This window comes from Dermacoccus barathri (genome assembly GCF_015070805.1).
Taxonomy (GTDB): Bacteria; Actinomycetota; Actinomycetes; order Actinomycetales; family Dermatophilaceae; genus Dermacoccus; species Dermacoccus abyssi.
This window is the reverse complement of record NZ_JADCTK010000006.1, coordinates 173,080-195,272: the sequence shown is the minus strand read 5'-3', so window position 1 is coordinate 195,272 and position 22,193 is coordinate 173,080. Positions and strand designations below refer to the sequence as shown.

Genomic DNA, 22,193 nt, shown 5'->3' with positions numbered 1-22,193 from the left:
TCGGGTAACGTGCGGCGCGCACGCATCGGTCGAATGGAGGCTAGCCGCAGATGAAGGCTCATGAGGGGGCAACCCCCACAGGCGACGCCGCACCGGCCGGTCGTGACTATCTCGATTACCGCAAACCCGTTCTGCGGGCGCGTGCTCCGCTGCGGGTGAGTTTCGCCGGCGGCGGCACGGACGTCGCGCCGTTCCCCGAGCGTGAGGGCGGCTGCGTCCTGTCGGGCACCATCAGCCAGTTCGCCTATTCGACGCTGCGTCCACGCACCGACGGCCGGATCACTGTTCAGTCCCTGGACTTCGGGTACTCGATCGGGTTCGGGGTCGACGACCCCGTGGAGTACAACGGTCAGCTCGACCTTCCCAAGGCCGCCATCGCGCGCATCCGGACAATTCCGGGCGCACACGCCGTCACGGGCTTCGACCTGTTCCTCCACACCGCAGCGCCGCCCGGGTCGGGTCTCGGCAGCTCGAGCGCCGTCATGGTCTCCGTCATCGGTCTCGTCGCGCAGCACTGCGGCCTCGATCTCACCGAGTACGAGATCGCCGAACTCGCCTACCGCCTCGAGCGTGAGGACCTCGGCATCCCCGGTGGTTCGCAGGACCAGTACGCCGCAGCGTTCGGCGGCTTCAACTTCATCGAGTTCACCGGCGACCAGGTCGTCGTCAATCCGTTGCGCGTGCGCGAATCGACGGTGCACGAGCTCGAGCACAACATGCTGCTCGCCTTCACAGGTCAGACGCGCGTGAGCGACCACATCATCGAGGACCAGCGCAGCCGGTACGAGACGGGCAACGCGACCGCGCTCGAAGGCCTGCGGGCTCAGAAGGAACTCGCGGCGCAGATGAAGATCGCGCTCGTGCGCGGTGAGGTCGACACGATCGGCCACCTCCTCGGCGAAGCGTGGCGTGAGAAGCAGAAGATGTCGGAGCGCATCACGACGCCCCTCATCGACGAGGCGATGAAGCGTGCCCTCGCGAGCGGTGCCCTCGGAGGCAAGGTCACCGGCGCCGGGGGAGGCGGCCACATGGTCTTCGTCTGCGAGTTCGAGCGTCGCCACCTCGTGGCGCAGGAACTCATCGACCTCGGCCTCACCGTCTCCGAGCCGATCTTCAGCCGCGACGGCGTCACGACCTGGAGAGGACAGAACTGATGGCTCACCCGATCGAGGACGTCGCGCCCGACGCCATCGGCGCCGCGACGACCGCACAGCTCGACGCCGGCATCGACGCCTGGCTGCACCTCGCCGAGGCGCTGCGGGAACCCGAACTCTCGGCCCAAGTGCGTGCCGCCGGCGAGGCCCTCGTCAGTTCGCTCGCCGCAGGCGGCAAGGTGCTCGTCGCCGGCAACGGAGGGTCTGCAGCGATCGCGTCCCACGTCGCGGCCGAGTTCATCGGCAAGTGCATCCACGACCGGGCACCGCTTCCGGCGGTGAACCTGGCCGAGAGCCTGTCGTCGATCACTGCCATCGGCAACGACTACGGCTACGAGCACGTCTTCGACCGCGGTGTTCGCGCCCTCGCGCGCCCCGGTGACGTCTACCTCGCGATGTCGACGAGCGGTCGCAGCGCCAACATCGTGCACTCCGTCGCGACTGCGCGGGAGATGGGCGTGACGACGATCGGGATGACCGGGCTCGGCGGTGAGCACCTGCGGGACGCCGTCGACCACCTCCTCGTCGTGCCGAGCGTGCAGACGCCACGCATCCAGGAGGTCCACATGCTGTGGGCCCACGCCTGGTGCGAGGCTGTCGACGTCCTCAGCCAGCGCTCCTGACCGTGACGCCGACGCGGGAGTGGCTCTGCGGCCTGGCCCACGAGCCGTTGCCTCCACCACCCATCACCGGGGGTCTCGACGCCGTGCTGCTCGACCGTGACGGCACGCTCAACGTTCTGGGGCCCGGCTATCGCACACTCGGCGACTTCGAGTTGCTACCCGGCGCTGCCGAGTCCGTGGCACGGCTCAACGCCCTCGGGGTGCCGGTGGTCCTCGTGACGAACCAGCGCGGGATCTCGACAGGCGCGCTCACCTGGGACGCCCTGGCAACCGTCCACGCGCACCTCGTCGAGCAGTTGGCAGCCGAGGGCGCCCACCTCGACGACATCCGCCTGTGCCCGCATGCCTCGGGGGAGTGCACCTGCCGTAAGCCGTCGCCCGGCCTCATCGACGCCGTGGTGGCCGAGAACGGCTGGATCGGGCGGAGGCGAACCCTCTTCGTCGGCGATGCGGAGTCCGACGAAGAGGCTGCGAAAGCCGCCGGTGTCCACTTTCTTGGCGTGGCGAGTGACGTGGGTCTCATCGACGTGGTGGGCTCTGTTCTGACGCTGTGGGAACGTCCGAGGTCATCTACTTCGTGAATCTGGTCACACGAGGGGCTCCGAAGGTGTTACCGTCGCGTAAGTTTTCTCGTTCCCCTAGGAGGATCCAGTGCGCAAGGCTGCTGTGATGATCGGATTCGGGGCGTTCTTCCTCACGATGGCGCTCCTCATGCGGTTCTACGCCTACCCCAAACTCGCGGTCGTTCCGCTCAACCAGAACACGCAGCAGACCGTGGCTGACGACAACGCGAAGTACTTCGACGCCGACAAGGTGAAGGCCGGCAGCGGCAAGATCCTCACCAAGGCAACCGTCGTGGCCGACAAGGCCGCGAGCGAGAAGGTCTCGGAGGAGCTCGGTCGCGACGTCGTCGTCATCGACCAGTGGCAGTCCACCGACAACTTCGACGACAAGGGCCAGGTGAAGGCCCCGCCGATGAGTGCCACGACGCAGCGGGTCGCCATCGACCGCTCCACGGGCGAAGCCGTCAAGTGGGACGGTAACGAGCTCAACGGCAAGCCGGTCGACATCAAGGGCCAGACGATCAAGTTCCCCTTCCAGGTCGACAAGGACGCCAAGTACGAGTACTGGGACACGACGCTTGCCAAGGCCATCCCCGTGAAGTTCGCGGGCGAGGACAAGATCAACGGCATGAAGACGTACAAGTTCACGCAGTCGGTCCCGAAGACGACGTTCACCAAGATGGACGTCCCCGGCGAGATCTTCGGTCTCGAAAAGGGCAAGCAGACGGCCGACCGCACGTACGCCAACGAGCGCACCCTCTGGGTCGACCCGGTGACCGGCGTCATGATGAAGCTTCAGGAGAAGCAGAAGCAGACGCTCGAGCTGGAGGGCCAGGAGCCCGTCAACGCGATGGACACGACCTCCACGATGACGCCGGAGACGGTGGCCAAGAACGTCGACGAGTACAAGTCGAAGGGCAGCCAGCTCAACATTCTGCGCAACTGGGCGCCGCTCGTGCTCGGCCTGCTGGGTCTGCTCGCGCTGGTCCTGGGTCTCATCGTGTCGATGCGTGCGCGCGGCTCGGTCGGTGCCCACGCCGAGGAGCGTCGCGACGACTACCGCGATGACTACCGTGACGGCAACGGGAACGACAACGCCAACATGGTGTTCGGTGACCGCCGCGACGACGGGGTTCAGTACTGACCATGCGCGTCGTCATCACCGGCGGGGCAGGGTTTCTCGGCTCACACCTGGGCGAGAGCCTGCTCCGCCGGGGTCATTCAGTGGTGGCCGTCGACAACCTCGTCACCGGCCGCGCCACCAACGTCGCCCACCTCGTGGGTGATCGCTTCACTCTCGTCGAGCACGACGTGACGGAACCGTTCGACATCGACGGCGACGTTGACGGCGTCCTGCACTTCGCCTCGCCCGCCTCTCCGGTGGACTATCTCAAGATGCCGATCGAGACGCTGCGCGTCGGGTCGATGGGTACGCAGAACGCGCTCGAGCTGGCTCAGCGCAAAGGCGCGAGGCTCGTTCTCGCGTCGACGTCCGAGGTCTACGGTGACCCGCAGGTTCACCCGCAGCCCGAGACGTACTGGGGGCACGTCAACCCGGTGGGTCCGCGCGGCGTCTACGACGAGGCAAAGCGCTACGCCGAGGCTCTCGTTCTCGCTTATCGCGACAACCGTGGGGTCGATGCGTCGATCGTTCGCATCTTCAACACGTTCGGTCCGCGCATGCGCCCCAACGACGGTCGAGCCATCCCGAACTTCGTGCGTCAGGCGCTGGCCGGTGAACCGGTGACGGTGAGTGGCGACGGTAGCCAGACCCGCTCGATCTGCTACGTCGACGACCTCGTCGACGGCATCCTGGCGATGCTGCTCGAGACGCATGACCCGGGCCCGGTCAACATCGGCAACCCGCACGAGATCTCGATGCGTGACCTCGCGCAGTGGATCATCGACCTCACGGGTACCTCGTCCGAGATTCAGTACATCGCCCGCCCGACGGACGACCCGACGGTGCGCCGTCCGGACACGACGAAGGCGCAGGCGCTCCTCGGCTGGTCGCCGAAGGTGAGCGTCGAGAGGGGCCTGGAGCGCACCATCGCCTGGTTCCGCGAGCACCCCGAGGCCGACGAAGGGCACGTCCTCACGGCGGGGGAGACCGAGCACATCCTCAACCGCTGAGAACACGAACGAGAGGGCCGATCACGTGAGCACGTGGTCGGCCCTCTCGTTATCCGTCGGCCTTGCGGACGTCTCCAGGGGCCTGTGGCCGCCCTTGTTCGAGGCGAGCATCTTCAGGTGCGGGGCTTTCGCCCGGTGAGGACGAGCGTGCCGGGCACGAGATTTCCTCGGAGGGGGCTCCAGCCGCCCCACGTCTGGTTGTTCGCCTCCTTCCACGGCAACTCGCGCAGCTGTTCGAGGACGAGCCCGGCGCCGAGCAGCTCCGCCACGCGGGCTTCGAGGGTGCGGTGGTGCTCGGCGTACAGCACTCGCTCGCCGCGCGCCTCGGCGTAGGGCGTCGTGTCGAAGTAGGAGTACGTGACGAGAAGGCCGCTCTCGTCGGGCACGTCGGGAAGCGTCCAGCGGAGAGGGTGCGTCGTGGAGAAGGCGACGAGGCCGCCGGGCTTCGTCACGCGGGCGAGTTCGCGCATGAGGGCAGCCGTGTCGGCGATGAACGGAACGGCGCCGAAGGCGGAGAACACGACGTCGAACGCGTTGTCGGCGAAGGGCAGGCACGACGCGTCACACTGCGCGAGAGCCGGCCCGGCGTGCTTCGGCACGGACGCCGATTGCCGGGCGTCATCGATGTGTGCGCCCTGGCGCAGCATGCCCAGGGACAGGTCGGTGGCGACGACCCGCGCTCCCTGGCCCGCGCACCAGCGCCCGGCCTGTGCTGCGCCCGAGCCGAACTCGAGCACGTCCCGCCCGTCGAGGGAGCCCTCCGGTCCCAGAATGCGCAGCTCCGCCTCGGTCCAGCCCTCCGGTCCCCAGACGAGTTCGGCGTCACCGAGGAAAGCGCCGTGCTCGGCCAGGTACTCGTCGGCCTCGCCGTCCCACCAGGCGCGATTGGCCCGGGTGCTCTCTGGCCCCGATACGGTGAAGCGACCGGCGCGGTCGGGCGTCTCGTTCATGGCCCCGACGCTACGGGAGGGGGAGGCCGTCCGTCGTCGCGGCCCCGCGGAATGACGCGCCGACGAGCATCCAGCGCTTTCCCAGGCCCGGTTTGGGTGACGGTGCGCCGTTCGATAGGATGAAGGAGCGTTTCGCTGTGGTTTCGTGCCCGATCACGTCGGATCCGACTCGAACTGCGCTCACAAGGCTGTCACAGGCCGAAGGACCGCGCAGTGGGAACGGCCAGGTGACCGAAGGCGAGACGCTCGAGAATCACAACGCGCGGGTGCATTCTGCAGCCGTGCACCGTGAATTCGAGTGCGATACCTAGCTTGTCCTGTCCGCTCAGGGCGTGCGCCTCCCGGCTGTGCGTCCTCCCGAATTGCCCACCGAAAGTTACTTCTTACACATGACTTCCACTACGACCTCCCAGATCGCTGTCAACGACATCGGTTCGGAGGAAGAGCTGCTCGCCGCCATCGACGCGACGATCAAGCACTTCAACGACGGTGACATCGTCGAAGGTGTCATCGTCAAGGTTGACCGCGACGAGGTCCTCCTCGACATCGGTTACAAGACCGAGGGTGTCATCCCCTCGCGCGAGCTCTCGATCAAGCACGACGTCGACCCCGGTGAGGTCGTCAACGTCGGTGACGAGGTCGAAGCCCTCGTTCTCCAGAAGGAGGACAAGGAAGGCCGCCTCATCCTGTCCAAGAAGCGTGCGCAGTACGAGCGCGCCTGGGGCACGATCGAGAAGATCAAGGAAGACGACGGCGTCGTCACCGGTACGGTCATCGAGGTCGTCAAGGGTGGTCTCATCCTCGACATCGGCCTGCGCGGCTTCCTCCCGGCTTCGCTCGTGGAGATGCGTCGCGTCCGCGACCTCCAGCCGTACGTCGGCAAGGAGATCGAGGCCAAGATCATCGAGCTCGACAAGAACCGCAACAACGTCGTTCTGTCGCGTCGCGCGTGGCTCGAGCAGACCCAGTCCGAGGTCCGCACCACGTTCCTCAAGGAGCTGCAGAAGGGCCAGGTGCGCTCCGGCGTCGTCTCGTCCATCGTCAACTTCGGTGCGTTCGTCGACCTCGGTGGCGTCGACGGTCTCGTCCACGTCTCCGAGCTGTCCTGGAAGCACATCGACCACCCGTCCGAGGTCGTCGAGGTCGGTCAGGAAGTCACCGTCGAGGTTCTCGACGTCGACATGGACCGCGAGCGCGTCTCCCTCTCGCTCAAGGCGACGCAGGAAGACCCGTGGCAGCACTTCGCTCGCACGCACGCCATCGGCCAGGTCGTGCCGGGCAAGGTCACGAAGCTCGTTCCGTTCGGTGCGTTCGTTCGCGTCGAGGACGGCATCGAGGGCCTCGTCCACATCTCCGAGCTCGCTGAGCGTCACGTGGAGCTGCCGGAGCAGGTCGTCACGGTCGGTTCCGACATCTTCGTCAAGGTGATCGACATCGACCTCGAGCGTCGTCGCATCTCGCTGTCCCTCAAGCAGGCCAACGAGGACGGCGCGGCGGCTGCCGAGTTCGACCCGACGCTGTACGGCATGGCTGCCGAGTACGACGAGCAGGGTAACTACAAGTACCCCGAGGGCTTCGACCCAGAGACCAACGAGTGGCTCGAGGGCTACGAGGCTCAGCGCGAGAAGTGGGAGAAGCAGTACGCGGACGCCCACGCTCGCTGGGAGGCTCACCAGGCTCAGATCGAGCAGGCGCGCAAGGACGACGCCGAGGCTGCTGCCTCCGGCGAGACGGCCCCGACGTCCTACAGCTCCAGCGCTTCCTCCTCGTCCTCGACGTCTTCGTCGTCCTCCTCGTCCAGCTCGTCCTCGAGCTCGACGCCGGCCGAGGGCACACTGGCTTCCGACGAGGCTCTCGCCGCTCTGCGCGAGAAGCTCACGGGCAACTGATCCCGCTGGTGACGCGCAGTCGCGTCACCACGGATCATCCGAGAAGGCCCCGTTCGACCTCACGGTCGGGCGGGGCCTTCCGCATGCCCGCGGGGTCGTAGGGTTGCGGGGTGAACGAACCGAAGGTGCTCGTGCTCGGGGGCACGGCCGAAGCGCGCGACCTGGCTTCCTCGCTCACCGAGGCTGGTGTGGACATGCTCTCCTCGCTGGCTGGCCGCGTGTCACGGCCACGGTTGCCCGTGGGCCCGGTGCGGATCGGCGGTTTCGGCGGAGCTGACGGGCTGGCGGCGTACCTGCATGACGGCGGGTTCACCCACCTGGTCGTGGCCACACATCCGTTCGCAACACGGATGGCGGAGAACGCTCGCGAGGCTGCCGCTTCGGTCGCGGTGCCCGTTGTCAGGCTCGCCCGACCGGGGTGGGAGGAGCACCCTGATGCCGGAACGTGGACGTGGGCGGACGGCTACGACGCCGCCCGCACCGCAGCAGAAGGCCTGGGCGAACGCCCGTTCCTTACAACGGGGCGTCAGACGCTCACTCACTTCGCGCCATGGGCGAATCGCGACGTCCTCGTGCGGGTCGTCGAACCGCTCGCAGCGCCCCCGCCCCGGTGGACGGTCGTGCTCGACCGTGGGCCGTACGACGTCGAGGGCGAACGCTTGCTCCTGCGCGAGCACGGCATCGACGTCCTGCTGACGAAGGATTCGGGCGGCCGGTACACCGAGGCCAAGCTCACGGCCGCGCGGGAGCTGGGCGTTCGGGTCGTCGTCGTCAGGCGACCCGCATCACCGGCCGGGATGCGCGAACTCGACGACGCAGCAGCGGTCGTGCGGTGGGTGAACGACCAGGGCTAGCTTGCTCGTGCCCGAGGTTCTACCGGCGTCGAAGCCGTCCACCCATGGCGGTCGCGGTCACTGCGGCCCCGAGGACGACGAGGCCGACCTGTCGCGTCAGCGTTGCCGCGCGCCGGATGTCACGGACGGACACGGGACGACCGTCGCCCAGCTGACCGCGGTCTTCCACGCGGTCGCCATAGGTGGTGAGCCCCCCGAGCTGCACACCGAGGGCGTACGCCGCAGCCGCTTCCACGGGGCCGGCGTTGGGGCTGGGGTGCCGCGCGCCGTCGCGGGACGCGCCGGTGAGCGCGCGCCGCGCGGCACTCGTCCCGTCGGTCGCACCTACGACGGCAGCCGTCGCGAGCAAGCTGACCCGCGCCGGCAGCCAGTTGAGGACGTCGTCGAGGCGGGCGGCGGCCCAGCCGAAGTCCGCGTAGCGCTCGGACCGGTGTCCGACCATCGCGTCGAGTGTGTTGACGCAGCGGTGGAGCACGATTCCGGGAGCGCCCGCGAGAGCACCCCAGACGAGCGTGGCTGCCACGGCGTCCGACTGGTTCTCGGCGAGCGATTCGACGACGGCTCGGGCGAGAGCGTCAGCCTCCAGCGCGCTGGTGTCCCGGCCCACGAGTGACCGGATCCGCTGGCGGGCGCCTTCGAGTTCGCCTTCGAAGAGCAACTCGTGCACGGCGAGCGCCTCGCGTTCGAGACTGCGGCCTCCGAGGGCGGCCCATGTGACCGCGGCGGTGACGAGCGTGCGCGAGGCGGGCAGGTGCGTCGCGAGCACCGCCAGCCCCACCCACGGGGCCGTCGTCACGACGACGAAGTAGGTGCCGCGCGTCCGGCTGGGTGCGTAGAGCTGCCGCTCACACGCCAGAGCCCACGTCCCGAAGCCCGCCACAGGGTGGCCACGCTGTGGGTCGCCGAGCAGGCGGTCGGCACCGTAACCGAGGAGAAGTCCGAGCGCGCGTGCGTTCATCGGTGTGCGTCCTTGATGACGAGGGGGGAGCCCGCGACCACGAGGACGACCTCGTCACAGGCAGTGGCGATGCGTTGGTTGAGCCGGCCGAGTTCGTCGGCGAACAGTCGGCCGGAGGCGTACGGAGAGACGAGGCCGAAGCCGACTTCGTTCGTCACGATGACGAGATCGTCCTCGTAGTTCGCGATGGCGTCGACGAGAGACTCACTCGCGCCGCGGTACGCCGTCTGCCATCCGCGCCGCGGTGTCTCGTCGATCCAGGCGTCGAGGGCGTCGAGGGTGCGCGAGAGCCAGTTGCCGACGTCATCGAGCAAGATCGGGCCGGTTGTCGCGGTGAGGGCTGCCGCAACGTCGAGGGTTTCGAGCGTCCGCCACGAAGCCGGCCGCCGCTCCTGGTGGAGCCGTACCCGCTCCTGCCAGTCGGCGTCGTCGCGGGGTGCGCCGGTGGCCACGTACGTTGCGTCGACGAGGAGGCCCTCGGCGTAGGTCGATTTTCCGGAGCGCACGCCTCCCGTGACGAGCGTCTTCATCGCCACGCTCCCGAGGCGAGCACGACGAGGAGCGTCGCAGTGGCGACCTCGACGGCCGCGCCGAACACGTCGCCGGTGATACCGCCGAAACTGCGACGACACACGATGACCAGAGCGTTCACCACGACGACGGCAACGGCGGCTGCGACGCACGCTCCGATCGGCTGCAGGCCGGAGAGAGCCGCGACCCCGGCCAGCGCGAGAGCGACGAGCGCGACGGCGAGGGCAGCGACGGCGGGGGAGACGGTGCGCGTCATGAGGGCGCCCATTCCTCCGGTTGTCGCGGGGGATGGGCCGGCTGCCAGGGCCGTACAGGCGGCCCGGCCGGCGCACCACGCGGCGCCGATGACAACGGGATGATCAACGAGCGCCGCCACGCTGGCGGCCTCCAGACCCAGCACCACGACGAGGGCGACCGCGCCCATGGGGCCCACGTCACCTCGCTTCATGACGGCGAGCGCCCGCTCGCGATCCCATCCGGCGCCGAGACCGTCGGCAGTGTCGGCGAGTCCGTCGAGGTGCATGCAGCGGGTGAGCAAAGCGGAGACAGCCACAGCGAGGAACCCGACGACGAGCGGACTGAGTTGCGCGAGATCGGCGGCCCACACCGTGAGGCCGACGCCCACCGCCACCGGGAGAGCCGCCACCGGTGCGAGCGTCATGGCGACGCGTGCCGTGGGACGGGAGGTGTCGACCTCCCCGACCGGAACGACGCTCAGGGTGCCCATGGCCAGCCGCAAACCCGCGAGGAGGCTAGCCATCAGCGCCTCCCAAAGCCGTGACGACATCGCCGATCACCGTGATGGCCGGCGGCTCGAGCCCGCCTCGCGCCACGGCGTCGGCAAGGTCGGCGAGCGGTGTGACGACGTGTCGTTGCGTCGGTGTCGCACCGTCGGCGATGCAGGCCGCCGGCGTGGTTGGTGCCAGGCCGTGGCGTTGGAGCTCGCCGGCGATCGCCCGCAGGTTGGCCACGCCCATGAGCACGACGATCGTCAGCCCGCCGGTGGCGAGTGAGCGCCAGTCGACGGTGCAGCGCGGGTCGCCGGGCGCCACGTGGCCGCTGACGACGCTGAAGCCCTGCGTGAGGCTGCGATGGGTGAGCGGGATGCCTGCGAGCGCCGGAACCGCGACCGCGGAGGTCACGCCGGGGACGAGCATCACCGGGACGCCGGCGTCGGCGCAGGCGAGCCACTCCTCGCCGCCGCGGCCGAAGACGAAGTTGTCGCCGCCCTTGAGGCGGACGACCTGCTTGCCGTCGCGGGCGCGCTCCACGAGGAGGGCGTTGATCGTCTCCTGCGGCGTGAATTCCCCGCGCGGGATCTTGCCGACGTTGACGAGTTCGGCGTCCGGCCGGGCGTGCGCGAGTGAGGCCAAGGGCGCGAGCCGGTCGTAGACGACGACGTCGGCCTGCTTGACGGCCTCGAGCCCAGCCACGGTGAGCAGCCCGGGATCGCCTGGCCCGCCCCCGACGAGGACCACCGCCCCCGTTGCGTTCCGAGCGGAACTGCCCGAACTTCGGGCGTCGGGCGCAACACCCTTCAGGTGCGCGGACGCGTCGACGACGAGGGCATACGCGAGGGGGTCCGGCTCCTCGACATGGGTGAGCTGGCCCCGCGCAGCCAGATCCTCCGTGACGGCGGACCGTTCCTGCGTGGGAACGTCGACCCGAAAGCCCCGTTCTGCGAGGTCGGCGACGACAACCCCGACGCGCTCGTCGGTGCGATGGACAAGAGCTTGCTTCATGACCTGGGCTCCCTCGGGTCCGCCTCGCCGGTTCGCTGGAGGACTCGCCCGAGGGCGGCGAGGAGGGCGTCCGTCGTCAGCGGGTCACGCACAGCGAGTCGGATCCATTCGGGCCCGAGGCCGGGAAAGGTCTCGCAACGCCGTGTGGCGAAGCCCTCCTCTCGCAGTCGTGCGTGGACGCCCGTTCCCACCTCGACAGTGACGAACGGTGCGCATGACGGCAAGGGGTCCAGACCGAGCGCGCGTAGTCGGTCGACGAGGTGTTCGCGCCACTGCTCGGTCTCGACAGCCCACTCAGCCACCTGGCGCAGGGCGCTTGGTGAGGTCGTGAAGATCGCGGCCTCGGCCGCGAGCGTGTTGACCGACCAGTGCGGTTGGGCGTGAGAACACAGGGCGACGAGCTCGGTGTCGCCGACGAGGTAGCCGGCGCGCAGGCCGGCGATCGACCAGGTCTTCGTCAGCGAGCGGACGACAAGCAGGCCCTCGACGTCGTCGACGGGTCCGTTGACGAGCGAGGCGTGCTCGCCGGGCACGAGGTCCATGAACGCCTCGTCGACGACGAGGATCCGGCCCGGTCGGCGCAGGGCGAGAAGCTCGGCCCGGGAGTGAAGCGCACCCGTGGGGTTCGTCGGGTTCCCGACGACGACGAGGTCGGCGTCATCCGGAACGCTGTCGAGGCTCTCGCCGAGCCACGTTCGCACGATGTGAGGTCTCGGCCGATGGCCTGCGCACTTCAGGGCGGCGTCGGGCTCGCTGAACTGGGGGTGAACCACGAGGGGCGTGTCGAACTCGAGACCGCGCGAGATGAGGGTGAAGGCCTCCGCCGCACCGTTCGTCAGCAGCACCTGATGCGGCGCGACCCCGTGACGCGCTGCGACGGCGTCCCGGGCGGCGTCGGCACGGGGGTACGCCGCGAGGCCGGAGAGATTGGAGGCGAGGTGCCGCGTGAGGTCGGCGGGTGGCTGCGCGGCGCGGACGTTGACGGCGAAGTCGATCAGTGCCTCGTCCAGCTCGTCGTCGCCGTGGAAGAGCGTGGGGTTGCCGACCGGCGTTTCCCCGGAGAAGAAGCTTCGTCCGTGGGCGCCGGGCGCAGACGGAGCCTGCGGGCCGGCGTGAACGGCGTCCGCGAACGTGACGGCCCGCTCCGGCGCTCCGGCCCAGTGCGTGTGGAGGTAGGACGCGTGAACGGTGGGGTGCCCGGCGCCCGCGGGGTCGAGCGCGAATCCCTCGGCAGCACCGTCGAACTCCCAGGCGGGCTGCCCGCCCGTACGGGGCTCGGTGACGGTGCGGTGGAACTCGTGGCCGCGCACGGGCGGGTTGTCCGGGAAGGCTGGGTCGATCGCCTCGCGGTAGCCGAGGGTGAGGCGCGGGCTCATCGTCGCGCGCGCGTCGATGACGTCGGCGAAGCGGTGTCCGTCGACCTCGGCGAGGAGGTAGAGCATGCCCGCGCACTCAGCGACGGTCGGTACCCCCGCGCGGACAGCCGCGGCAACGTGATTGAGCAGCGATCGGTTCTTCGCGAGCGCCGCAGCGTGTACCTCCGGGAAGCCGCCGCCGAGGTAGAGGCCACGCGTGCCCTCGGGCAGAGCCTCGTCCGTCACGGGATCGAAGACGACGGGTTCGAGGCCCTGGGCGCGCAGCAGCTCGTCGGTCTCGGCGTAGCGGAATGTGAAGGCGCGGCCGCCGGCGACGGCCACCCTGGGTCGTTCGTCACCGGGCGCGAGCTGACGCGCGGGTGGCGTCCACGGTGTCGCCTCAAGCGGCGCCGCGGCGCGGGCCACCTCGAGCAGCGCATCGAGGTCAATGTGCTCTGCGGTGGCACGCGCGAGGTGGTCGAGCGTGGCGCGGGCGTCCGCGCTCTCCTCGGCGGGCACGAGTCCGAGATGGCGGGACGGAACGCTGACGCCTGCGTCGCGCGGCATGGAACCGAGCACACGGATGTCGGCCTCGGCGCAGGCCCGGCGCACTTCGTCGGCGTGCCGCGGCGACCCGGCCTTGTTGAGGATGACGCCCGCGACGTCGAGGCGCGGGTCGAACGAGCGCAGCCCGTGAACGACAGCCGCAACGCTCCGGCTCGCCGAGGAGATGTCGACGACGAGGACGACAGGCGACTGTGTGAGCCGAGCGACGTGAGCCGTCGAGGCGAAACCGTCCGTGCCGAGTCGACCGTCGAAAAGGCCCATGACACCTTCGATGACGGCAACGTCCGCAGGGTCCGGCTGGTGGGCCCCGGCGAGCAGAAGCGGCGCGATGCGTTCCTCACCCTGCATCCACGGATCGAGGTTGCGCCCGACGCGCCCCGTGGCGAGCGCGTGGTAGCCGGGGTCGATGAAGTCCGGGCCGACCTTGGCCGGCGCCACATTCAACCCGCGCGCGGCCAGCGCGGCCATGACACCGACGCTGACCGTCGTCTTGCCCTGCCCCGACGAGGGCGCAGCGAGGACGACGCGAGGGAGCACGTGTGAGTCGCGCGCCCCTGATCCACTCACCATTCGATGCCCCGCTGGCCCTTCTGGCCGGAATCGAACGGGTGCTTCACCTTCGTCATCTCCGTCACGAGATCGGCGACCTCGATGAGCGCGGGGTGCGGGTCACGTCCGGTGATGACGACGTGCTGGTGGCCGGGGCGCGAGGACAGGGTCTCGGCCACCTCGTGCGGGTCGATCCAACCCCACTTGATGGGGTAGGTGAATTCGTCGAGGACGTAGAAGCCGTGTGTATCGGCGGCCAGTCGTCGCTGGATCTCGCGCCACCCCTCGAGCGCATCGGCAGCGTGGTCCTCCTCGGAGCCGGCGCGGCGCGACCACGACCAGCCGGAGCCCATCTTGTGCCACTCGACCGGGCCACCCTGGCCCGTGCTCGTGTGGACTTCACCGAGCGCTTCGAGCGCGGCCTGCTCACCGATGCGCCACTTGGCGGACTTCACGAATTGGAAGACGCCGATCGACCAGCCCTGGTTCCAGGCGCGCAGCGCGAGCCCGAAGGCGGCCGTCGACTTGCCCTTGCCCGCGCCGTGGTGGACGACGACGAGGGGGCGGTTGCGGCGCTGACGGGTCGTGAGGCCGTCGTCCGGAGTGCTGGGGGTCTGTCCCTGGGGCATCAGGCTGCCTTCCCGTTCGAGGTGCGCGGCGTCGCCGCGGGAGCGATGGCGTCGATGAGGCCGGTGGCCGAGACCTGCTCGAGGGGTACGTGACGGGCCAGCATCCGCTGGGCGAGCTGCCCCGCGAGGCCGAGTCGGAAGCGTCCCGATTCGCAGTCGACGACGATCGTCTCGACGTCGAGGGAGTGCCACCTATCGGCCACGTCGAAGGCTCGCTCGAGGGCGCGCTCGCCGCTCGTCGCGCGGCCGTCGGTGACGAGCACGAGCAGGGGACGTCGGTTCGGGTCGCGCAGCCGCTCGATGCGCAGCACGTCCGCCGCTTCGAGCAGGCCCTCCGCGACAGGGGTGCGCCCGCCGTGCGGAACGTCGGCGAGCAGGGTCGCGGCTCGGTCGACGGAGGAGGTCGGCGGCAGGACGAGGCGGGCACCGTCGCCGGCGAACGTCACGAGGCCAACCTTGTCGCGACGCTCGTAGGCGTCGAGCAAGAGCGAGAGCACGGCGGTCTTGACCTCGCTCATCCGCTTGCGTGCGGCCATCGAGCCCGAGGCATCCACGCAGAAGAGGACGAGGTTGGATTCACGGCCCATGATCCGCGCATGGCGCAGGTCCGCCGGTTCGACGAGGAGCCCCGAGCCGGGCTCGGCCTTCCGTGCTACTTGCCGCACGGCCGCTTCGCGGACCGTCGCGAGGAGGTGGACCTTGCCCTCACGATCGGGGCGTACACCGACGACGCGGCCCGTCGTCGTTTCGGCGCGGCTGCGTCGTCCGGCCTCACCTCGACCGATGCTCGACAGTTCGAAGCGCTGTGGGCGGTAGGGGGCGCCGACCGATGCCGTCGCGACGGGTGCGGCCGCGTTCTGCGGTTCGTCCTGTGTATCGGCAGGGCTCTGTTCCGCCTCTGTCTCGGCGTGCGTGTCGTGCGAGGACGTGGGTGACTGCTCGTCACGCGGGCTGTCGTCCTGGGCAGGCGGCGGTTGAGGAGAATCGGCGCTTGGCCCGTCAGTCGCTTCGCTTTCGTCGGTGGCCTCGGAGTCGGACGGCTCCTCGTCGTCGGGCCCCTGCGGCTCATCGTCGGGATCGTCGCCACCCTCGGGCGGCGGGGGCGGTTCCTCGTCGAGCAGCCGATCGAGAAGGTCTTCGTCCAGGCCGGGCGGGTCGAAGGGGCCGCGGCGTCGGCGGTGTGCGAGCGCAAGGACGGCCGCTGCGCGGATGTCCTCACGCTCGACGGCGTCGGCGCCACGCCACGCGGCGTGCGCACTGGCCGTTCGCGCGATGACGATGTCGGCACGCATCCCGTCGACGTCGAAGCCGGCACACACGCGGGCGATGGTGCGCAGCGCCCACGGGGAAAGGACAACCCCTCCGACATGCTCCTGGGCCGCGGCGATGCGCTCTCGCAGGCGAGCCTGATGGCCCGCGAATCGTTCGAGGAACGCATCGGGGTTCGCGTCGAAGGCGAGTCGACGCGTGACGACTTCGGCGCGGACCTCGGGGTCACGCGAGGCAGCGACGTCGACGGAGAGACCGAAACGGTCGAGCAGCTGGGGGCGTAGTTCGCCCTCCTCGGGGTTCATCGTGCCGACGAGAACGAAACGGGCTGCGTGCGTCACCGACATGCCGTCACGCTCGACCGTATTGCTACCCATCGCCGATGCGTCGAGAAGGAGATCGACGAGGTGGTCGTGCAGGAGGTTGACCTCGTCGACGTAGAGCAACCCCCGGTTGGCCTCGGCGAGAAGACCGGGACGGAACTCGGCGCTGCCGGCGCCCAAGGCCCGGGCCAGATCGAGCGAGCCACTGACTCGGTCGTCGCCGGCGCCGACGGGAAGTTCGACAAGGCGGACCGGGCGACTCGTGGCGTCACCGTCGGCGTCGTGAGGGCCGTCGGGGCAGTTCGGCTCCGGGGTCCGCGGGTCGCAGCTGTAGCGGCATCGGGCGACGACGTCGATCCGGGGGAGCACGTCGACGAGCCCGCGCACGATGGTCGACTTGGCCGTGCCCTTCTCGCCGCGAACGAGCACACCACCGATGGCCGGTGAGATCGTCGTCAGCACGAGAGCCAGTTCGAGGTCGTCTGCGCCGACGACGGCCGTGAAGGGATAACGGGACATCACGAATCCTCCTGGCAAGTGACCACGCTTGCCGTACGAGATGCCACGGCTCGTGCACGTGGCAGGTGATGACGACGTCCTGGCTCGCTTCGAAGGGAAGCTCACAGTGGCGGGACCGCTCCGGATTCTCACCGGTATTCCTCGTCATGCAACCGGGAGACATCATGGCAGACGCGCGCGCCGTGGTGGTGTCCGGGCCGATCCGAGGTTTCGCGTCCCTCAGGGCCGCCGTCGGTGCCCAGCCTTGTCGTAGGGTGTCGGCCATGATCGAGGTCGTGGGCATCGGGGACGACGGGTGGAGTGGTCTCTCTGAAGCCACACGGAACCTCGTGGGACGGGCCGACACCGTCATCGGAAGCCCACGTCAGCTCGACCTGCTGCCGTCGATGGGACAGCAGGAACGGCGACCCCTGCCGTCTCCGCTGCGCGACAAACTGCAGTCGCTTGTCGGCGAATCAAGCAGGAACACAGTCGTTCTCGCGTCCGGAGACCCGTTGTTGTCGGGCATCGGAACGACGCTGATCAAGGCAGTTGGTCGGGAGGCGGTGCGTGTCCACCCGGCGCTCTCGTCGGAGGCGCTGGCCCGCGCTCGGATGGGGTGGTCGGCGGAGTCCGTCGACGTCGTCACCCTCGTCGGCCGATCCACGGACCGCTTCCTTCCGTTCGTCACCCCGGGCTCCCGTCTCGTCCTGCTCTGTTCGGACGGCGACGGCCCCGCGGAGGTTGCACGCCTCGCCGTGGAGGCAGGCGCCGGAACCGCAAAGCTCACCGCGTGGTGGCACCTCGGTGGCCAGAACGAGGGCTCGAACAGCACCACCTGCGCTGCGTGGGGTGACGAACGCACCCCTGACCTCGTCGTCGTGTGCCTCGAGGTCGGTGTTCTCGACGCCGAGCCACAAGCCCTCGGGCCAGCCCCCGGTCGTGCCGACGACGCTTTTGAGCACGACGGACTCATCACGAAGCGAGACGTGCGTGCCACCGCCCTCGCCCGGCTGCGCCCGTGGCCCGGTCAGGTCCTGTGGGACCTCGGCGCCGGCTCGGGGGCCGTGGGGGTCGAGTGGTGCCTCGCTGCCCCGCGTGCCCGCACGGTCGCCGTAGAGCGCGATCCGGACCGTGCCGCTCGGGTGACGCAGAACGCCGCCCGCTTCGGCGTCTCCTCCCGCGTGGACGTCCACGTCACCAGCACTAGCGCCGCCGTGCGCGACGACGACCTGCCTCGACCGGATGCCGTCTTCCTCGGCGGTGGACTGGATCGTGACGTCCTGGACGCCGCGATCGCAGCGTTGCGGCCCGGTGGTCGTCTCGTCGCCCACGCCGTGACGAGAGAGAGCGAAGCGCTGCTTCACGAGGTACACCGCACGCACGGCGGCTCACTCACCCGCCTTGCCGTCGAACATCTCGAGCCTCTCGGGCGCTTTCACGGCTGGAAGCCTGCCCGTAGCGTCGTTCAGTGGTGCCTGACGCGGCCCCCCAGGTCGAAGGAGTCCGCATGACCGTCCACTTCATCGGTGCCGGTCCGGGAGCGGCCGATCTCCTCACGCTGCGCGCCGTGAACCTGCTCGAGCGCTCGTCGGTGTGCCTGTTCCCCGGCACCTACCTCGACGCGGCCGTGCTCGCTCACCTGCCCGCCGACGCCGAACGTATCGACACGCAACGTCTCGACCTCAACGACATCACGCGCCTCATGGCCGAGGCTCACGCCCGCGGAGCGGACGTCGCGCGGCTGTGCTCGGGCGACCCGTCGATCTACTCGGCTCTCGCCGAGCAAACCCGACGACTCGACGCTCTCGGAGTGCCGTGGGAGGTCTGCCCGGGCGTGCCCGCCTACGCGGCCACAGCCGCCGTCATCGGACGCGAACTCACGGCCCCTGAGGTGACGCAGTCACTCGTGCTCACCCGCGCCCAGCGGGACTCGACGAAGATGCCGCCGGGGGAGGAGCTCACGAACTTCGCCCGCACGGGTGCGACCCTCGCGCTGCACCTCGCGATTCGTCACACCGACCGGTTGTGCGCCGAACTTGCGGAGCACTACGGCATGGAGTGCCCGGTCGTTGTCGGGTACCGCGTGAGTACGCCCGATGAGCTCGTCCTGCGCGGAACGCTGACCTCAATGCCTGCGCTCGTCGCGGAAGCCGGGCTGCGTCAGGCCGCTGTCATCCTCGTCGGCCCCGCGCTCGCGAGCGACGACTTCGTCGAGTCGCACCTCTACAGCGCGTGTCGCGAGCGTCCGACGGGCAACTGACGCTGAACGTCCGTGAGGTGCGGTACCTCAGCTGACGAAGCGCGGCGTCCAGACGCGTCCGTTCTCGGTGACGCGCGTGGAGCTTGCGCCGACGATGACGAGGCACCCCATGTCGATCGTCTCCGGATCCACCTCGCCGAGCGTCGTCGTGCGCAGTTCCTCGGCGTCGCGACCGACGTGGCGAGCCACGGCCACCACCCGGTCGTGGGGAAGCTCCTCGCGCAGGACGGTGAGCGCGTCGCCGAACTGGTGCGGCCGGCTCGCCGATCGGGGGTTGTAGAAGGCCATGGCCAGATCGGCCTGGGCGCAGGCTCGCAGTCGCGCGTCGATGACATCCCACGGCTTGAGGCGGTCCGAGAGCGAGATGAGCGCGTGATCGGCACCGAGGGCCGCGCCCGCGAGGGCCGACGCGGCATGAGCTGCCGTGATGCCAGGAACGACGTGCACGGTGACGTTGCGCAGACCTACGTCGGCGTTCTCGCGCGCCTCGAACACCGCTGACGCCATGCCGAACACGCCCGCGTCGCCACCCGAGACCACTGCGACGTCCTCGCCGTCGGCGGCAAGGCGCAGCGCGAGGGCTCCGCGGTCGACCTCGACGGTGTTTCCGCTCGCGTGACGCGTCAGCCCGGGTCGCTGCGGCACGCGCTCGACGTACGGCGCGTACCCGATGACGTGGGCCACTCGACCCAGGACCTCGGTCGCTTCGGGGCTCAGCCACCGGTCGGGACCGGGCCCGAGGCCGACGACGTGAACCGTCCCTACCGCGCCCGACGGGCTGGTTGACGGCGTCGGTGCGGATCCCTGCGCGCGGCCGGCAGCGTCGGCCCGCCTGTCGAGGCCGGGAACGACGACGAGTGCCATGTACGGCACCGTCTCGGGATCGACGTCGGCGACCGGCAGCACTCGTTCACCGTCGCGGCTGGCCCGCTCGACGTACACGGCGCGTTCGAGCAGGTTCGCCTGGCGCAGTGCCTCACGCACATTGGCGAACGTGCGCCCGAGCTTCATGATGACGGCGGCGTCGGTGTCGGCGAGGCGACGCGCGAGTTCCGGCGCGGGCAAGGTGCCCGGCAGAACCGTGAGTACGTCCTCGTGACGGCACAACCCTGAACCGATGGCCGCTGTCGCGCCGGAGACGGACGTGACGCCGGGAACCCGATGCGTCTCGAACTCCTCGGCGAGCAGGTCGTGGACGTACATCGACGAGCCGTAGAAGAAGGGGTCGCCCTCCGCGAGGAGGACGACGGTGCGTCCTGCGCGCAGGTGCGCACCCAGCCGGGCGGCGCAGTCGAGGTAGAAGTCCGCCAGAGCGCCGTGGTACCCGCGCGGGTGGGCCGCCTCCCCGGTCGTCACGGGGTAGACGAGCTCCTCCTCGACGGCGGGCACCGCACGCTCGGCGAGGAGTTCGGCAACGATGGAACGCGCGATGCTCGATCGCTTCGGGCCCCGGTGGTAGGCGACGACATCCGCGGAGTCCACGAGGCGGGCCGCCTTGAGGGTGATGAGCTCGGGATCGCCCGGCCCGAGTCCGACGACGTGCAGAGCTGCGGGTGCCGACGCGCTCATGCCAGCTCGTCCCGCGTCGCGAGAGCATTGATCGTGGCAGCAGCCATGGCCGAGCCGCCCCGACGTCCGTGCACCGTGAGCCACGGCACTGGCCCGCCCTCGGGGGCGAAGGTGCTCAACGCGATCTTGGATTCGGCCGAGCCGACGAAGCCCACCGGCATTCCGATGATCGCTGCGGGGCGCGGGCCGCCGTCGGCGATGACCTCGAGAAGGTGGAACAACGCCGTCGGTGCGTTGCCGATCGCGACCACTGCGCCGTCGAGCCATGGCTCCCAGAGCGAGACAGCGGCCGCGGAGCGCGTCGTACCCCACGCGCGAGCGAGGTCGGGCACCGCCGGGTCGCGCAGGGTGCAGCGCACCTCGTTGTCGTCCGGAAGGCGGCGGCGCGTCACGCCGTTCGCGAGCATGAACGAGTCGGTGAGAATGTTCGCGCCGGCGCTGAGGGCGTTGTGAACGGCGTCGGCGACGTCGGGGCTTCCCTCGATCTCACCGACGATGTCGACGTCGCCCGCCGCGTGGATGATGCGAACGGCCGCCGTGTGCAGTGACTCGGGCAGCGTTGACAGGTCGGCTTCTCGTCGGATGGTCGCGAACGACTCTCGGTAGATCGCCTGCCCGTCACGTTCGTACGCATACCGGCGGGTGGGGGGCGTCGTCATCGGTCACCTCGTGCGTCGGCCACGTCGTCGGCGCTGCGCGGCGCCACGACGAGGGTGTGGGTGGAAGTCGGTCGGCCGCAGGCTCGTTCGCAGCCCACGATGTGAAGGCGTCCGTCGGCCTCGGGGGCGGGGGTTGTGCGGGCGATCTCGACGGTGGGGGAGTCGGTGCGGCGGCAGAATGGCGCGCCGATGCAGGCCGTCACACGGCGTCGCGGATCCGTCGCGCAGTGGAATCCGGCCGCAATCAGTTCATCGAGCGCCTCGGGCGACGTGTCGGCGGGTAGGACGAGGCTCCGGTGCGGCGTCACGACGATCCGTGCCGACGAGCCGAGGGTCGCGACCAACGCGTCGGCCAGGACGGGAGTGAGAAAGCCGAGAGGTACTCCGAGTTCGGTGAGCTCCACGCTGCTCACGCCCGTCGGGTCGGAGCCTCGCCCGTGCTCAGCGGTAGTGGTGTCACCGCCTCCATCGTCGTCATCGTCGAAGCCGTCGAACACCGGGGAGTTGGCGGGCAGATCACGCAGGTTCCACACGGCCTCCGACTCTCGGACGGCGAGGAACCGGTTCGCCACGTCGAGCAGAGCGCTCACGGCCTCGGCGGGGGAGCAGGGGCGCGACTGTCGGCCGGCGAGGAGGCGACCGGATGTGGGCGAGAACTGTTGGAACGCCACGTCGTACGGCGCGTCCAGCGAAGAGCCCGTCTCGTCGGAGAGTGCGAAGAGCCACCGTCCCGGAAGCGTGGCGAGGGCGTCGTCCCGCTGCAGTCGGTCATCGAGTTCGCTAACGAGCCAGTCGAGTTCGGGCGACGGATCGGCGACGATGTTACGAACTCGCTCGTGGGTGGCCGAGGGAAGCAACCCCAGTCGCTCCACCGTCCGGACGAAGGCCTCAGGTAGAGGCTCGGGCAGGCTACGAAGCTGAAGGTTGCCGCGTGACGTCAGCTGGACGAAGGGTGCCCCGAATTCCTCGGCGAGAGCGGAGATGTCGACCAATTCCGTTATGTCGGTGCGTCCCCCAGGAAGTCGCAGCCGGACGATGGCGCCGTCGTCGGCTGCGAACGGTCGCAGGACTCCGGGGCAGCGATCGTGAATCTGGCGGGACGGCACGGCGCCCAG

20 protein-coding genes and 1 riboswitch are annotated in these 22,193 nt (G+C 69.5%); of the genes, 9 read left to right on the top strand and 11 right to left on the bottom strand.

The genetic code is table 11. The features are described from left to right. Positions 1-50: 50 nt before the first annotated feature. The 5 genes from IM689_RS12420 to IM689_RS12400 all read left to right on the top strand — a co-directional run bounded on the left by IM689_RS12420 (position 51) and on the right by IM689_RS12400 (position 4,473). The gene (locus IM689_RS12420; RefSeq protein ID WP_182434625.1) at positions 51-1,154 is read left to right on the top strand and encodes a GHMP family kinase ATP-binding protein; all 1,104 of its coding nucleotides are present in this window, start codon (positions 51-53) and stop codon (positions 1,152-1,154) included. Beyond that, positions 1,154-1,777 carry a D-sedoheptulose-7-phosphate isomerase gene (locus IM689_RS12415; protein WP_193644226.1) on the top strand — a complete coding sequence of 208 codons (624 nt, stop codon included), beginning with the start codon at positions 1,154-1,156 and terminating at the stop codon, positions 1,775-1,777. The genes IM689_RS12420 and IM689_RS12415 overlap by 1 nt, the downstream gene beginning before the upstream one ends. Positions 1,778-1,779: 2 nt before the next feature. Further along, a complete protein-coding gene (locus IM689_RS12410; RefSeq protein ID WP_193644225.1) occupies positions 1,780-2,358 on the top strand; it encodes a D-glycero-alpha-D-manno-heptose-1,7-bisphosphate 7-phosphatase in 579 nt (192 codons plus the stop codon). 70 nt (positions 2,359-2,428) lie between these two features. After that, positions 2,429-3,484 carry a DUF3068 domain-containing protein gene (locus tag IM689_RS12405; RefSeq protein ID WP_193644224.1) on the top strand — a complete coding sequence of 352 codons (1,056 nt, stop codon included), beginning with the start codon at positions 2,429-2,431 and terminating at the stop codon, positions 3,482-3,484. 2 nt (positions 3,485-3,486) lie between these two features. Next, positions 3,487-4,473: a UDP-glucuronic acid decarboxylase family protein gene (locus tag IM689_RS12400; protein ID WP_193644223.1), complete on the top strand. Its 987-nt coding sequence runs from the start codon at positions 3,487-3,489 to the stop codon at positions 4,471-4,473. 113 nt (positions 4,474-4,586) lie between these two features. On the opposite strand, the gene IM689_RS12395 is transcribed toward IM689_RS12400, so the two are convergent. Beyond that, complete coding sequence (locus tag IM689_RS12395; protein ID WP_193644222.1) at positions 4,587-5,423, bottom strand: class I SAM-dependent methyltransferase; 837 nt, start codon at positions 5,421-5,423, stop codon at positions 4,587-4,589. A gap of 389 nt (positions 5,424-5,812) precedes the next feature. Between IM689_RS12395 and rpsA the strand changes: the two genes are divergently transcribed. Both rpsA and IM689_RS12385 read left to right on the top strand, forming a co-directional pair. Then, the gene (rpsA, locus tag IM689_RS12390) at positions 5,813-7,312 is read left to right on the top strand and encodes a 30S ribosomal protein S1 (RefSeq protein WP_047312744.1); all 1,500 of its coding nucleotides are present in this window, start codon (positions 5,813-5,815) and stop codon (positions 7,310-7,312) included. A gap of 110 nt (positions 7,313-7,422) precedes the next feature. Further along, the gene (locus IM689_RS12385) at positions 7,423-8,166 is read left to right on the top strand and encodes a cobalt-precorrin-6A reductase (RefSeq protein ID WP_193644221.1); all 744 of its coding nucleotides are present in this window, start codon (positions 7,423-7,425) and stop codon (positions 8,164-8,166) included. A gap of 19 nt (positions 8,167-8,185) precedes the next feature. Here the strand turns inward: IM689_RS12385 and cbiB are convergent, their stop codons facing one another. From cbiB to IM689_RS12350, 7 genes are all read right to left on the bottom strand, one after another. After that, on the bottom strand, positions 8,186-9,124 hold the full coding sequence (cbiB, locus tag IM689_RS12380) for an adenosylcobinamide-phosphate synthase CbiB (RefSeq protein WP_193644220.1): 939 nt from the start codon (positions 9,122-9,124) through the stop codon (positions 8,186-8,188). Continuing rightward, on the bottom strand, positions 9,121-9,654 hold the full coding sequence (locus tag IM689_RS12375) for a bifunctional adenosylcobinamide kinase/adenosylcobinamide-phosphate guanylyltransferase (RefSeq protein WP_193644268.1): 534 nt from the start codon (positions 9,652-9,654) through the stop codon (positions 9,121-9,123). Before IM689_RS12375 ends, cbiB begins: the two co-directional genes overlap by 4 nt. Next, the gene (locus IM689_RS12370; RefSeq protein WP_227484797.1) at positions 9,651-10,415 is read right to left on the bottom strand and encodes an adenosylcobinamide-GDP ribazoletransferase; all 765 of its coding nucleotides are present in this window, start codon (positions 10,413-10,415) and stop codon (positions 9,651-9,653) included. Before IM689_RS12370 ends, IM689_RS12375 begins: the two co-directional genes overlap by 4 nt. After that, positions 10,408-11,397, bottom strand: a complete 990-nt coding sequence (gene cobA / locus IM689_RS12365) for a uroporphyrinogen-III C-methyltransferase (RefSeq protein ID WP_193644219.1) — start codon at positions 11,395-11,397, stop codon at positions 10,408-10,410. The genes IM689_RS12370 and cobA overlap by 8 nt, the downstream gene beginning before the upstream one ends. Then, entirely contained in the window at positions 11,394-13,886 is a 2,493-nt protein-coding gene (locus tag IM689_RS12360) for a cobyrinate a,c-diamide synthase (protein WP_319803882.1), read from the bottom strand. Before IM689_RS12360 ends, cobA begins: the two co-directional genes overlap by 4 nt. Continuing rightward, entirely contained in the window at positions 13,883-14,497 is a 615-nt protein-coding gene (gene cobO / locus IM689_RS12355) for a cob(I)yrinic acid a,c-diamide adenosyltransferase (protein ID WP_129663412.1), read from the bottom strand. Before cobO ends, IM689_RS12360 begins: the two co-directional genes overlap by 4 nt. Continuing rightward, positions 14,497-16,608: a VWA domain-containing protein gene (locus tag IM689_RS12350; RefSeq protein ID WP_193644217.1), complete on the bottom strand. Its 2,112-nt coding sequence runs from the start codon at positions 16,606-16,608 to the stop codon at positions 14,497-14,499. Before IM689_RS12350 ends, cobO begins: the two co-directional genes overlap by 1 nt. Next, positions 16,605-16,780: riboswitch (cobalamin riboswitch) on the bottom strand. Its footprint overlaps the gene before it by 4 nt. A gap of 91 nt (positions 16,781-16,871) precedes the next feature. On the opposite strand from IM689_RS12350, the gene cbiE reads away from it, so the two are divergent. Both cbiE and IM689_RS12340 read left to right on the top strand, forming a co-directional pair. Beyond that, the gene (cbiE, locus tag IM689_RS12345; RefSeq protein WP_193644216.1) at positions 16,872-18,101 is read left to right on the top strand and encodes a precorrin-6y C5,15-methyltransferase (decarboxylating) subunit CbiE; all 1,230 of its coding nucleotides are present in this window, start codon (positions 16,872-16,874) and stop codon (positions 18,099-18,101) included. Then, positions 18,098-18,850, top strand: a complete 753-nt coding sequence (locus IM689_RS12340) for a cobalt-precorrin-4/precorrin-4 C(11)-methyltransferase (protein ID WP_193644215.1) — start codon at positions 18,098-18,100, stop codon at positions 18,848-18,850. Before cbiE ends, IM689_RS12340 begins: the two co-directional genes overlap by 4 nt. A gap of 27 nt (positions 18,851-18,877) precedes the next feature. Here IM689_RS12340 and cobJ read toward each other — a convergent pair whose 3' ends face one another. From cobJ to IM689_RS12325, 3 genes are read right to left on the bottom strand one after another with little or no spacing between them, the layout of a single operon-like run. Continuing rightward, positions 18,878-20,419 (bottom strand): precorrin-3B C(17)-methyltransferase, encoded by a 1,542-nt coding sequence (cobJ, locus tag IM689_RS12335; RefSeq protein WP_193644214.1) that lies wholly within the window; start codon positions 20,417-20,419, stop codon positions 18,878-18,880. Then, complete coding sequence (locus IM689_RS12330; RefSeq protein WP_193644213.1) at positions 20,416-21,078, bottom strand: precorrin-8X methylmutase; 663 nt, start codon at positions 21,076-21,078, stop codon at positions 20,416-20,418. The genes cobJ and IM689_RS12330 overlap by 4 nt, the downstream gene beginning before the upstream one ends. Beyond that, positions 21,075-22,184, bottom strand: a complete 1,110-nt coding sequence (locus IM689_RS12325) for a cobalamin biosynthesis protein CobG (RefSeq protein ID WP_319803881.1) — start codon at positions 22,182-22,184, stop codon at positions 21,075-21,077. Before IM689_RS12325 ends, IM689_RS12330 begins: the two co-directional genes overlap by 4 nt. Positions 22,185-22,193 lie beyond the last annotated feature (9 nt).